This is a genomic window from Polynucleobacter sp. AP-Latsch-80-C2 (assembly GCF_018882185.1).
Lineage (GTDB): Bacteria > Pseudomonadota > Gammaproteobacteria > Burkholderiales > Burkholderiaceae > Polynucleobacter.
Window position 1 is genome coordinate 255,570 of the sequence record NZ_JACVOY010000002.1, and the last position, 11,006, is coordinate 266,575.

Consider the following 11,006-nt stretch of genomic DNA (forward strand, 5'->3'; position numbering starts at 1 on the left):
CGCATTTTGGGCATTTAGGTGGTGTTTTTTGCTGCCATGCTCGCGACCATAAACAGAGAATAAGATGAATTTATTTGGAAAAGTCACTAGGGCTTCGCTCTATTTAGTAGCAGCCTTCGGTTCTGCATTAGCGTTTGCAGCAGAAAATATGCCTGGCGGCCCTGCTGTGAATCAGCTGAATTTCACTGCTCCAGCAACCAAAATCATGCAAGAAATCCATTGGCTTCACTGGATGATGTTGGTTATTTGCGCATTGATTTTTATCGGCGTCTTCGGGGTAATGTTTTATTCGATTTTGAAGCACCGCAAATCATTGGGTCACAAATCAGCCTCTTTCCACGAAAGCACAACGGTTGAAATTATTTGGACCGTGATTCCATTGCTCATCGTGATCGGTATGGCATTGCCAGCAACCAAAACAGTTGTGGCGATGAAAGACACAACCAATTCAGATATCACTATTAAGACCACTGGTTATCAGTGGAAATGGGGTTACGACTACATCAAGGGTGAAGGCGAAGGCATTAACTTTGTTTCAACCTTGGCTACTTCACGTGAAGCAATCAACAACTTGGCACCTAAATCAAATACCTATTTGATGGAAGTTGACAATGAAATGGTTGTGCCAGTTGGTAAGAAGATTCGGTTGATTACCACTGCGAATGACGTGATTCACTCTTGGACCGTCCCAGCTTTTGGTGTAAAGCAAGATGCAATCCCAGGCTTTGTACGTGATACTTGGTTCAAGGCTGAGACTATTGGTACCTTCCGTGGTCAGTGTTCTGAGTTGTGTGGCGCTGAGCACGCTTTTATGCCTATCGTTGTAAAGGTAGTGTCACAAGAGGATTACACCAAGTGGGTTGAAGGCAAGAAGAAAGAAATGGCGTCTACCTCTGATGATCCAGCAAAGGTTTACACCTTAGATGAGCAAAAAGAGCGTGGCGCAAAAGTGTATGCATCAAATTGCGCTGCATGTCATCAGCCAAACGGTAAAGGTGCTGGAGCATTCCCGGCGCTTGATGGCAGCAAGGTGGTGAATGGTCCGAAGGAAGGCCAGTACAACATTTTGATTAACGGTAAAAATGCAATGCCGAAATGGGCTGGTGTGATTTCTGATGGCGATATCGCTGCGGTCATTACCTATACCCGTAATTCATGGGGTAATAAAACGGGTGAAGTGATTCAGACCCAAGAAATTATTACCGCACGTGGCGGCAAGTAATCCATTCACTAATACAGATAAAACGAAACCGGAGTAATCCATGAGCACAGTCTCTACTACCCACGATCACGCACACGATCACGCACACGACGATCACACGCCACATGGTTGGCGCCGTTGGTTGTTCGCGACTAACCACAAAGACATCGGTACGATGTATTTGATCTTCTCGTTTATCAGCTTGCTAGCAGGCGGTACGATGGCCTTGGGAATTCGTTTGGAATTATTCCAACCAGGCTTGCAATTCTTCCGCCCTGAGTTTTTTAATCAACTTACTACCATGCATGGTTTAGTCATGGTGTTCGGTGCGATCATGCCGGCCTTTGTTGGTTTTGCAAACTGGATGGTGCCTTTGCAAATCGGCGCATCGGATATGGCGTTTGCTCGTATGAATAACTTCAGCTTCTGGATTCTTCCAGTAGCTGCAACTTTATTGTTTAGCTCTTTCCTAGTTCCTGGAGGCGCTCCTGCAGGTGGTTGGACAATCTATGCTCCACTAACCTCTCAGATGGGCCCTGGTATGGATATGGCAATTTTTGCCCTCCATTTATTGGGCGCTTCTTCCATCATGGGTTCGATCAACATCATCGTGACTATATTGAACATGCGCGCTCCTGGCATGACTTTGATGAAGATGCCAATGTTCTGCTGGACATGGTTGATTACTGCTTACTTATTGATTGCTGTAATGCCTGTATTGGCAGGCGCTATCACTATGGTCCTCACTGACCGTCATTTTGGTACCTCATTCTTCTCCGCAGTTGGCGGTGGCGATCCAGTCATGTTCCAACATATTTTCTGGTTCTTTGGTCACCCAGAGGTTTACATCATGATTCTTCCTGCATTCGGAATCGTCAGTGAAATCGTTCCAGCATTCTCCAGAAAGACATTGTTTGGTTACAGCTCTATGGTTTATGCAACCGCATCGATTGCGATCTTGTCATTCATCGTTTGGGCTCACCACATGTTTGCAACAGGTATGCCGGTAACTGGGCAACTGTTCTTCATGTACGCAACGATGTTGATTGCTGTGCCAACCGGCGTGAAAATTTTCAACTGGGTTGCAACCATGTGGAAAGGTTCAATGACCTTTGAAACTCCAATGTTGTGGGCAATTGGCTTTATCTTCGTATTTACGATGGGTGGCTTTACGGGTTTGATCTTGGCAATGGCCCCGATTGATATCGGTTTGCAAGATACTTACTATGTTGTAGCCCATTTCCACTATGTATTGGTAGCGGGCTCATTGTTTGCAATGTTTGCTGGCTTCTACTACTGGTGTCCTAAGTGGACTGGTTACATGGCCAATGAAACCCGTGGCAAGATCCATTTCTGGACTTCCATGATTTTCTTCAACATCACTTTCTTCCCGATGCACTTCTTGGGTCTCGCTGGTATGCCACGTCGCTATGCAGACTACCCAACACAATTTGCTGATTTCAATATGGTTGCTTCAATCGGCGCATTGGGTTTTGGTTTGTCACAAGTGTATTTCTTGTTCTTTGTAGTGTTGCCAGCGTACCGCGGTCAAGGCCAAAAGGCACCAATGAAACCATGGGATGGCGCAAAAGGTTTGGAGTGGACTATTCCTTCGCCTGCTCCACACCATACTTTTGAAACTCCGCCTAGTGCAGAGCAGATGCGTGAAGCAGGAATCTAATTTGTCTTCGAAACAAGTGCTGGCGGCGAATAATCGTCGCCTTGCCTTGATTCTGCTGAGCATTGCGATCGTCTTTTTCATCGGTATTGTGATGAAATGGAGTGTTCTGGGATAAGCCCAATCAAAGATAATGGTTTCTACTCAATCACTCAATCGTCAAATTTTATTAAAGCTCTTAATTGCAGCATTGATGATGTTTGGCTTTGGCTACGCATTAGTTCCTTTGTATAAGGCCTTATGTGAGGTCACTGGCATTAATGTGGTCACCAATAAGAATGATTACGGTGTCAGAGCCTTTAGCCCGAATAAGGTTGGCAATACGCAGGTTAACTATGCTCGTACAGTGACCATTGAATTTGACTCCAATAGTCGCGGGCCATTTACTTTTAAGCCGGTGAAGAACTTCTTAGAAGTGCATCCCGGTGAAATGACTGAGATTGTTTATGAGGTCACTAATAATCAGAGTCGCTCTGTAAGAGCACAGGCAATACCAAGTTATGCGCCTAAAAGCGCAACAGAGTTTTTTACGAAATTAGAATGTTTTTGTTTTCAGGAACAAACATTAGCGGCTAATGAAACGAAGAAGATGCCGGTGGTTTTTGTGATTGATGCAGGCTTGCCTGAGGATGTGAAAACAATTACTTTGTCATACACCTTCTTTGAGTTGGGCTTAGGCGGCACACCCCCCGCTCCTAAATCAAAGGTGGTTTCATGAAGAAGAAAAGTAGCTTTATGCAGTCTATGAAAGCCGTGATGTGGGGTTTTCTGGGAGTGCGTAAACAATCAGGTTTGCAGGAAGATGTAGCTTCACTAAGTTTTGTACACATTATCATTGCGGGTGTAATTGGGGCCTTGATTTTCATGGCCGTCCTGTTATTGATAGTAAAAGCAGTTGTTTCCCATTGATTATTTTTTGATTGAATAGAGAGAATAAGATGTCATCCAATTCAACCCCATACTATTTCGTCCCTGGACTATCTAGACATCCTGCAATGGCCGCTATTGGCTTAATTGCCTTTGGTTTCGGTATGTCCGGCTGGGTTAATCATGCCTCTTGGGGCGGCCCTCTGAGCTTGGTTGGTGTGGCCTGGATTCTATTTGTTCTCTATAACTGGTTTGGCGATACGATTGCTGAATCCAATTCTGGTCAGAATGGCGTCAACGTAGATATTTCTTATCGTTGGTCGATGGCATGGTTCATCTTCTCTGAGATCATGTTCTTCGGCGCTTTCTTTGCTGCCTTGTTCTATGCGCGTAATATCGCGATGCCTTGGATGGGTGATGTTGAGAGCAAACTGATTTGGCCTAATTTCCAGGCTGTTTGGCCTAATGATGGCCCTGCTGGTTTGGTTGAGAAATTCACCACCATGGGTCCATGGCCAATCCCAACAATCAACACATTGCTATTGCTCAGTTCTGGTGTAACGATTACTTATGCTCACCATGCCTTGGTAGAGAACCATATGAAGAAAGCCATTATTGGCTTAGCTCTAACCGTAGGTTTAGGTTTCATCTTCTTGTGCTTCCAGGGTTACGAGTACTACCATGCTTACCATGAGCTCAATTTGAAATTGACTTCTGGTATCTATGGCTCAACCTTTTTCATGTTGACCGGTTTTCATGGTTTCCACGTGTTCTTGGGTGGCACGATGTTGGCAATTGTTTTGCGCCGTATGATTCGTGGCGACTTTACCTCTAAGCACCATTTTGCTTTTGAGGGCGCTGCTTGGTACTGGCACTTTGTCGACGTTGTCTGGCTTGGCCTCTACATCGCTGTTTACTGGATGTAAATGGCATACAAAATCGGGGCGTAAGCCCCGATTTATTTTTCAGCCCCAATGATTTGGCAGCTTTTTAATTAGTGCCTACTTTAATGCCAGTGGCTTCAATCAGGTCAAAGTAGTGGGCCAAAAGAATCCCCAGAAACAGGGCAATAGATAGTCCGATACGCAGCATGAGTGAGTGAACCATTCGGGAGCTATTGCCCTTATCTTTCATCATGTAATACAAGGCTGATCCTAAGCTAAAAACAATCATTAGTAGGACAATCGGAATAAGCCACTTCATCTCAAATCCTTATTTATAAATCTCTTGAATAGTCTTTTTACTGCCCTCATTACTAAGCGCATAGTTGCTACTGTATCAGCCTTGCTGATCATCGTGATTGGCTGTGCTGCCGGTATTTGGCAGTTGGGGAGGGCTGAGAGCAAAATTGCTTTAGCCGCCAATTTGCTGGCTCGCCAGCAAATGCCAATTCTGAGTGCGAATGACCGCGCATGGACTTTGACGGAGGCTAGTGAGCGTCGTATGACTGCTCGAGGGCGTTATCTCCCTGAGGCTGCGATTTGGTTAGATAACCGACCCAGGCCTTTACCAGAAGGCGGCTCTGGAAATGCTGCTCAGGCTGGCTTTTATCTGCTGATGCCTTTGAGATTAGAGGGCGGTGATGAGATCCTATGGGTAAACCGAGGTTGGGCACCACGTAATCAAGAGAATCGCGAAACCTTGCCGCCTATACAAACTCCCGTAGGGCCTGTGAATGTTGAGGGAATCGTTTTTGCTCACCCTGGCAAGGTCTATGAGCTAGGGTCTAGCAAATCTGCGCCGCCACTCAATGGACCGCGTATAGAGCAAAACCTAGACTTAGAGAGTGAAGCAAAGTTGCGCGGCTGGGCGCAAAGTCCTTTTATCTTGCGTCTCGAAGAATCTGGAATTCCAGATGGCCTACTGCGAGAGTGGGCGCCTCTGACAACTGGAGTCGATCGCCATTATGCTTATGCATTCCAGTGGTTTGCTTTGGCTTTTGCTGGATTTGTATTTTGGTTGGCGAGTGGACTGCGGCAATATAAACGTCCGGACTTAAAAAGTGGGGATCAAGGGTGAGTGATAAAGATTTATTAATTCCAGCATCGCAGACGGATTCTGCAATTAATGCGCGTACTCGTCGTGGCCGCATACAGATGCTGTTATTGCTCTTAGCTTGTGCTTCGCCAGTGATTGCATCTTATTTGGCTTACTACGTATTTAAGCTCGAAGGCGGCAAAACAAACTTCGGCACCTTGGTCTATCCAGCGCAAGAATTTAATCCTGCATGGATTACAACCCCTGTACAGGGTAAGTGGACTTTATTGATTGCCCGTCCTGCGGGCGAATGTCAGATCAAAGATGAAAAGTGTATTGAAGCGCTATTTTTAATGCGCCAGACCCGTGTTGCTATGGGCAGAGAGAGTAAGCGCGTTCAACTACTCTGGGTTAACACCGACGGCAAGCCAGTAGATCCAGAGGTGGTAAAGATTTACGATGAGAAAAATGCAGGCTTACAAGTCGTAGCTATGCCTGCGGATCCTAAGAGCCGAGCTGACTTTGAGGGATGGCTAAATAAAGAGGGTGCTGGTCAGCAGATTCAGTTAATTGATCCAAGTCCAGCCAAGATGATGTATTTCCCAATCACAAATTCTCCTAAAGAATTTTCTGCGATGAAAAAAGATTTAGAAAAACTCCTGAAACTCAATCACAAGGGCGAAAGTTTGTAATGTCGAGTTTGATTGTGTACCTAGAGTTGGCAGCCATCGCAATGATTTTTGCAGGCTTACCATTGGCCTATCTTTGGACTAGGCCAGGGTATAGCTTTCTCCAAAAGCTCAATTGGGTTTTGGTCTTCATGACCTTTGATTTAATTGTTTTTGGCGCGTTTACACGTCTGACAGATTCTGGCTTGGGCTGTCCTGATTGGCCTGGATGCTATGGCACCTCAAACCCCATTCATGCTCTTGGCGATATTCAATTGGCTGAGAATGCTATGCCCACTGGGCCTGTGACGGTGATGAAGGCATGGATAGAAATGATCCATCGTTATTTGGCCATGACTGTGGGCGCGTTAATTTTGGTGCAAGTTTCCTTAGCGTTTAGCAAAGTGAAGTCTTTAGGAAAAGCCCCATTCATTGCTAGCTTGGGATTACTTTTCTTGGTTTGCTTGCAAGGTGCATTTGGTGCATGGACTGTCACCCTGAAATTGCAGCCCATCATTGTGAGCTTGCATTTAATTTTGGCTTTAATTCTTTTAGCTTGCTTGACTGCTTATGCTCAGCAAACTTGGGAAGTGAGTTCTTCTGTTGTGCGGACTTTGCGTGTTCAACCCGTGCCTGCAGCCCTAGTTGCCATTGCCCTGGCAGTCTTATTCATGCAAGTCTTTTTAGGTGCCTGGGTGAGTACAAATTATGCGGTGTTAGCCTGCCCTGATTTTCCGACCTGCCTAGGCTCTGCTTGGCCTGAGACAAATTGGGCTGAAGGATTTACCTTATGGCGTCAATTGGGCTTAAATGCGCAAGGTGAATTTATCTCGCCGGTGGCATTGCAAACGATTCATTGGGCGCATCGTGTCTTTGCGATTCTGGTTTTGCTTTGTCTGGGTTTCTTAGGGCTCACAGCATACCGTCTTGCAACTCCAGCAACCCCAACGCTCAAGCGTTTTGCAAGATTGCTTTTTACGCTTTTGCTATTACAAGTCATTACCGGAATTTCTAATGTGGTATTCCAGTGGCCTTTGATTGCTGCCTTAATGCACACCGCAGGTTCTGCTGCTTTAGTATTCTGTTTAGTCAGAATGGCTTATTGGGCTTCATGGAAGTCACCCATTCAACTAAAGATTGCAAAGTCATTATGAGTACTCCTAAAACCTCTGCTCCAGAAGCGATGCCGCGCTGGCGCCAGTACTGGGTTCTCACTAAGCCTAGGGTTACTCAGCTTGCTGTATTTTGTGCGGTGATTGGGATGTTCTTGGCCACGCCAGGTATGGTGCCTTACCCCGTTCTTTTTGGTGGAATTGTGGGGATTTGGTTATTGGCTGGTGCTGCCTTTGCAGTGAACTGTCTCATTGAGCAAGCGGTAGATGCCAAGATGAAACGCACAGCATGGCGTCCCTCGGCGACTGGCGAAGTAACGCCTTTCCACATCATTATTTTTTCAATCATTCTGGGCTCGCTTGGGATGATCATTTTGTGGAACTTTTGCAACCCCTTAACCATGTGGTTAACGCTCGCTACTTTTGTGGGTTATGCAGTGATCTACACATGGTTATTAAAGCCTGCAACGCCACAAAATATCGTGATTGGTGGTCTTTCTGGCGCAATGCCCCCTGCGTTAGGCTGGGCTGCAGTGACGAATACCCTCTCCGCCGAAGCTTGGCTTTTAGTCTTAATTATTTTCGTTTGGACGCCCCCACATTTTTGGGCTTTAGCGTTGTATCGTCGCGATGACTATGTGCAGTCAGGCTTACCAATGTTGCCAGTAACTCATGGTGAACGGTTTACCCTTCTAAATATTTTGCTTTACACCCTCATCTTGATTGCTGCAACTCTCTTGCCTTATATCTATGGCATGAGTGGCATGGTGTATTTGACCTCTGCCATTGTTCTGGGTCTGATGTTCTTGGCTTACGTGATTGCCTTGTTTGTTTCTTATAGTGATGCACTGGCGAAGAAGACCTTTCGCTTCTCTATTACGTATTTATCCCTGCTCTTTGCAGCATTACTGATCGATCATTATTTTCTCTAAGATGAAATTCACCACCTTACGTTCTTGCTTCATTGCAATTTTATTTTTAGCCTTAGCTGCTTGCAGCCCTAAGCCAGAATTTAAGAATATCGATATCACTGGTAGCACTGCTTTTGGAAAAGACTTTAGCTTGCTCGATCCAGATGGAAAAGTCAGAACGCTTGCTGACTTTAAGGGCAAGGTCGTAGTGATGTTCTTTGGTTACACCCAATGTCCTGATATTTGCCCAACGACCTTAACCGAGATGCAGCAAGTAATGACCTTGCTAGGCCCTCAGGCCGATAAGGTGCAAGTACTTTTTGTGACGGTGGATCCGGCTCGCGATACGGCTGCTATTTTGAAGCAGTATGTTCCTGCCTTTGATTCACGCTTTTTAGGCTTAAGACCAGCAGATGACGCCGCTCTAGAGAAAGTTACCAAAGACTTTAAGATCTATTACAAAAAAGTACCCGGCAGCAGCCCTGGCTCTTACACCTTGGATCATACAGCGGGAAGTTATGCATTTGATCCGGAAGGACATTTGCGTCTATACATCAAGCATGCGCAAGGTCCAGAGACCTTGGCGCACGATTTGAAGGAGTTGTTGAAGTAGTTTGCTAACTTAAGCGGCTTGCAACATGCCGCGCATCTTCTTCAGCGCAGCCATTTCAATTTGACGAACGCGCTCTGCAGAAATGCCGTATTCACTGGCAAGATCATGCAAGGTTTTTGTGCCATTGCCATCAGCATCCATGGCTAGCCAACGAGACTGCACAATATTTCGACTGCGCTCATCTAAAGCCATCAATGCTTGATCCAGTTTAGGACCTTGCAGTGCATCGGTTTCAGCGCTGGCGATCATTTCTGTTGGCTCTTGGCTATTGTCAGCAAGCCAAGCAATTGGGGCGTAAGCAGATTCATCATCACTGTCATCGCCCTCAAGCGCAACATCACCACCCGCAAGGCGCATTTCCATTTCTTTAACGTCTGAACCCTTGACATCTAGGGCTTTGGCCAAAGCTTCTACTTCGCCTGGAGTGAGTGCGCTCAAGGTAGGTTTGTTGCTTCGCAAGTTAAAAAATAATTTACGCTGTGCTTTGGTCGTTGCTACTTTGACTAAGCGCCAGTTTTTGAGAATGTATTCGTGTATCTCTGCTTTGATCCAATGAATCGCATATGACACTAAACGAGCCCCATTATTTGGGTCGTAGCGTTTTACTGCTTTCATTAAACCAATATTGCCTTCCTGAATCAGGTCTGCGTGCGGAATGCCATATCCGAGATATTGACGTGCAACCGAAACAACTAGACGCAAATGCGAGAGCACTAAAGTTTTAGCGGCGTCGACATTTTCAGTACGACGAAATTCTTGCGCAAGATGTAATTCTTCCGCAGCGCTCAGCATGGGTACGCGATTCACGTACGCAATATAGGAATCGAGTGTGCCAACCCCAAGGGATGGCAACATTGGAAATGCAGAGGCCGCCGCAGTCTGCGCGACGGGCAGCGTTTGCAAGTTCGGTTGATCAGCTTTCTTTTGAACCATTTTTTTTATAAATATGAGGTGTTAATAGAGGACTATTTTAGCACTCTTGTCAATAGAGTGCTAATCCTTATAAATATCTGTAAGTCTATGATTTAGTTGAATAATTCTGAGGAGTATTGCTCTGCTGTGAAGGGGGCTAAATCGTTAATTCCTTCACCTTTGCCTAGGGCTAAAACTGCAGGTTTTGGACCTTCTTGGAGGGTATGGGCCAAAGCGCAGATCACACCACCCTTGGCGGTCCCATCTAGCTTGGTTACGATGATTCCGGTAAGCCCCAGAGCTGCATGGAAGGCCTTAACCTGGCTTAAACCGTTTTGTCCTGTATTGCCATCTAAAACCAAAAGCGTGTGGTGTGGGGCCCCAGGAAGGGCTTTACCAATGACGCGTTTTACCTTCTTAAGCTCTTCCATTAGGTGATCTTGTGTTGCAAGACGACCGGCGGTATCAATAATCAAAATATCGCTCTTGCGAGAGATGGCCGAATGAATCGCATCATGCGCTACTGCAGCAGCATCGCCACCTTCTTGGGTGATGACGTCCACTTGGTTTCTACCGCCCCACTCTTGTAATTGATTGCGCGCTGCAGCTCTGAAGGTATCCCCAGCAGCGAGCAGTACTGATTTATTTTGCGCCTGAAATAGGCGGCAAAGCTTACCGATCGTCGTTGTCTTGCCGGCGCCATTCACGCCCACGACTAGCCAAATCTCTGGAATAGCTGCTTTGTCAGCGATAAATAGGGGGTTGACTGCAGACTCTAAGGGCTTGAGTAGTGCGCTAACTTCAGTAATGAGTAGCGCTTGTAGCTCCTCAGGAGTAGAAACTTTTTCTGATTTAGCAGCCTTGCGTAATTTACCGATCAATTGTTCGGTCGTAGGCAGGCCCACATCACTTTGAATCAGTGATTCTTCTAAAGTTTCAAACCAGGCTTCATCAGTCTTGCCTGATTTAAAAAGAGATCCGAGGGTTTTACGTAAGCCGAACATAATCGATACAATTTAAACCTTGTATCTTATCAATTTAATTCTAGGGATATGGTGATTTAGCAG

At 45.9% G+C, this 11,006-nt stretch carries 14 protein-coding genes; 11 read left to right on the forward strand and 3 right to left on the reverse strand.

Annotation, left to right across the window (positions count from 1 at the left end; translation table 11 throughout):
• The first annotated feature begins 64 nt into the window (after nucleotides 1-64).
• Genes coxB through ICN47_RS03780 form a run of 6 tightly spaced genes read left to right on the forward strand, consistent with a single transcriptional unit; the run spans nucleotide 65 to nucleotide 4,672 of the window.
• Nucleotides 65-1,222, forward strand: coding sequence for a cytochrome c oxidase subunit II (gene coxB, locus ICN47_RS03755; protein ID WP_216218529.1), 1,158 nt, complete (start codon nucleotides 65-67; stop codon nucleotides 1,220-1,222).
• 40 nt (nucleotides 1,223-1,262) lie between these two features.
• Nucleotides 1,263-2,882 (forward strand): cytochrome c oxidase subunit I, encoded by a 1,620-nt coding sequence (gene ctaD, locus ICN47_RS03760; RefSeq protein WP_216218530.1) that lies wholly within the window; start codon nucleotides 1,263-1,265, stop codon nucleotides 2,880-2,882.
• Between the two features lies 1 nt (nucleotide 2,883).
• Nucleotides 2,884-2,997, forward strand: coding sequence for a cytochrome oxidase small assembly protein (locus tag ICN47_RS12930; RefSeq protein WP_255538910.1), 114 nt, complete (start codon nucleotides 2,884-2,886; stop codon nucleotides 2,995-2,997).
• A 15-nt stretch (nucleotides 2,998-3,012) separates the two neighbouring features.
• Nucleotides 3,013-3,597: a cytochrome c oxidase assembly protein gene (locus ICN47_RS03770; RefSeq protein WP_216218533.1), complete on the forward strand. Its 585-nt coding sequence runs from the start codon at nucleotides 3,013-3,015 to the stop codon at nucleotides 3,595-3,597.
• Nucleotides 3,594-3,788 (forward strand): DUF2970 domain-containing protein, encoded by a 195-nt coding sequence (locus tag ICN47_RS03775; protein ID WP_216218534.1) that lies wholly within the window; start codon nucleotides 3,594-3,596, stop codon nucleotides 3,786-3,788. The genes ICN47_RS03770 and ICN47_RS03775 overlap by 4 nt, the downstream gene beginning before the upstream one ends.
• Nucleotides 3,789-3,817: 29 nt before the next feature.
• Nucleotides 3,818-4,672: a cytochrome c oxidase subunit 3 gene (locus tag ICN47_RS03780; protein WP_216218536.1), complete on the forward strand. Its 855-nt coding sequence runs from the start codon at nucleotides 3,818-3,820 to the stop codon at nucleotides 4,670-4,672.
• Between the two features lie 64 nt (nucleotides 4,673-4,736).
• Here the strand turns inward: ICN47_RS03780 and ICN47_RS03785 are convergent, their stop codons facing one another.
• Nucleotides 4,737-4,949 carry a twin transmembrane helix small protein gene (locus ICN47_RS03785; RefSeq protein ID WP_216218537.1) on the reverse strand — a complete coding sequence of 71 codons (213 nt, stop codon included), beginning with the start codon at nucleotides 4,947-4,949 and terminating at the stop codon, nucleotides 4,737-4,739.
• A gap of 24 nt (nucleotides 4,950-4,973) precedes the next feature.
• Here ICN47_RS03785 and ICN47_RS03790 point away from each other — a divergent pair, with 24 nt between their 5' ends.
• From ICN47_RS03790 to ICN47_RS03810, 5 genes are read left to right on the forward strand one after another with little or no spacing between them, the layout of a single operon-like run.
• The gene (locus tag ICN47_RS03790) at nucleotides 4,974-5,765 is read left to right on the forward strand and encodes an SURF1 family protein (RefSeq protein ID WP_255538911.1); all 792 of its coding nucleotides are present in this window, start codon (nucleotides 4,974-4,976) and stop codon (nucleotides 5,763-5,765) included.
• Nucleotides 5,762-6,415 (forward strand): hypothetical protein, encoded by a 654-nt coding sequence (locus ICN47_RS03795; protein WP_216218538.1) that lies wholly within the window; start codon nucleotides 5,762-5,764, stop codon nucleotides 6,413-6,415. The genes ICN47_RS03790 and ICN47_RS03795 overlap by 4 nt, the downstream gene beginning before the upstream one ends.
• On the forward strand, nucleotides 6,415-7,545 hold the full coding sequence (locus ICN47_RS03800) for a heme A synthase (protein WP_216862601.1): 1,131 nt from the start codon (nucleotides 6,415-6,417) through the stop codon (nucleotides 7,543-7,545). The genes ICN47_RS03795 and ICN47_RS03800 overlap by 1 nt, the downstream gene beginning before the upstream one ends.
• Nucleotides 7,542-8,435: a heme o synthase gene (cyoE, locus tag ICN47_RS03805; protein WP_216218539.1), complete on the forward strand. Its 894-nt coding sequence runs from the start codon at nucleotides 7,542-7,544 to the stop codon at nucleotides 8,433-8,435. Before ICN47_RS03800 ends, cyoE begins: the two co-directional genes overlap by 4 nt.
• Nucleotide 8,436: 1 nt before the next feature.
• On the forward strand, nucleotides 8,437-9,027 hold the full coding sequence (locus tag ICN47_RS03810) for an SCO family protein (RefSeq protein WP_216218540.1): 591 nt from the start codon (nucleotides 8,437-8,439) through the stop codon (nucleotides 9,025-9,027).
• Between the two features lie 9 nt (nucleotides 9,028-9,036).
• Here ICN47_RS03810 and rpoH read toward each other — a convergent pair whose 3' ends face one another.
• Both rpoH and ftsY read right to left on the reverse strand, forming a co-directional pair.
• On the reverse strand, nucleotides 9,037-9,960 hold the full coding sequence (gene rpoH, locus ICN47_RS03815) for an RNA polymerase sigma factor RpoH (protein WP_216218541.1): 924 nt from the start codon (nucleotides 9,958-9,960) through the stop codon (nucleotides 9,037-9,039).
• A gap of 92 nt (nucleotides 9,961-10,052) precedes the next feature.
• The gene (ftsY, locus tag ICN47_RS03820; protein WP_216218542.1) at nucleotides 10,053-10,943 is read right to left on the reverse strand and encodes a signal recognition particle-docking protein FtsY; all 891 of its coding nucleotides are present in this window, start codon (nucleotides 10,941-10,943) and stop codon (nucleotides 10,053-10,055) included.
• Nucleotides 10,944-11,006 lie beyond the last annotated feature (63 nt).

Excerpts from the sequence above, each read along its gene's own strand:
- coxB (WP_216218529.1), top strand. The coding sequence starts at position 65 with ATGAATTTATTTGGAAAAGTCACTAGGGCTTCGCTCTATTTAGTAGCA.
- ctaD (WP_216218530.1), top strand. The coding sequence starts at position 1,263 with ATGAGCACAGTCTCTACTACCCACGATCACGCACACGATCACGCACAC.
- ICN47_RS03770 (WP_216218533.1), top strand. The coding sequence starts at position 3,013 with ATGGTTTCTACTCAATCACTCAATCGTCAAATTTTATTAAAGCTCTTA.
- ICN47_RS03775 (WP_216218534.1), top strand. The coding sequence starts at position 3,594 with ATGAAGAAGAAAAGTAGCTTTATGCAGTCTATGAAAGCCGTGATGTGG.
- ICN47_RS03780 (WP_216218536.1), top strand. The coding sequence starts at position 3,818 with ATGTCATCCAATTCAACCCCATACTATTTCGTCCCTGGACTATCTAGA.
- ICN47_RS03785 (WP_216218537.1), bottom strand. The coding sequence starts at position 4,949 with ATGAAGTGGCTTATTCCGATTGTCCTACTAATGATTGTTTTTAGCTTA.
- ICN47_RS03800 (WP_216862601.1), top strand. The coding sequence starts at position 6,415 with ATGTCGAGTTTGATTGTGTACCTAGAGTTGGCAGCCATCGCAATGATT.
- cyoE (WP_216218539.1), top strand. The coding sequence starts at position 7,542 with ATGAGTACTCCTAAAACCTCTGCTCCAGAAGCGATGCCGCGCTGGCGC.
- ICN47_RS03810 (WP_216218540.1), top strand. The coding sequence starts at position 8,437 with ATGAAATTCACCACCTTACGTTCTTGCTTCATTGCAATTTTATTTTTA.
- rpoH (WP_216218541.1), bottom strand. The coding sequence starts at position 9,960 with ATGGTTCAAAAGAAAGCTGATCAACCGAACTTGCAAACGCTGCCCGTC.
- ftsY (WP_216218542.1), bottom strand. The coding sequence starts at position 10,943 with ATGTTCGGCTTACGTAAAACCCTCGGATCTCTTTTTAAATCAGGCAAG.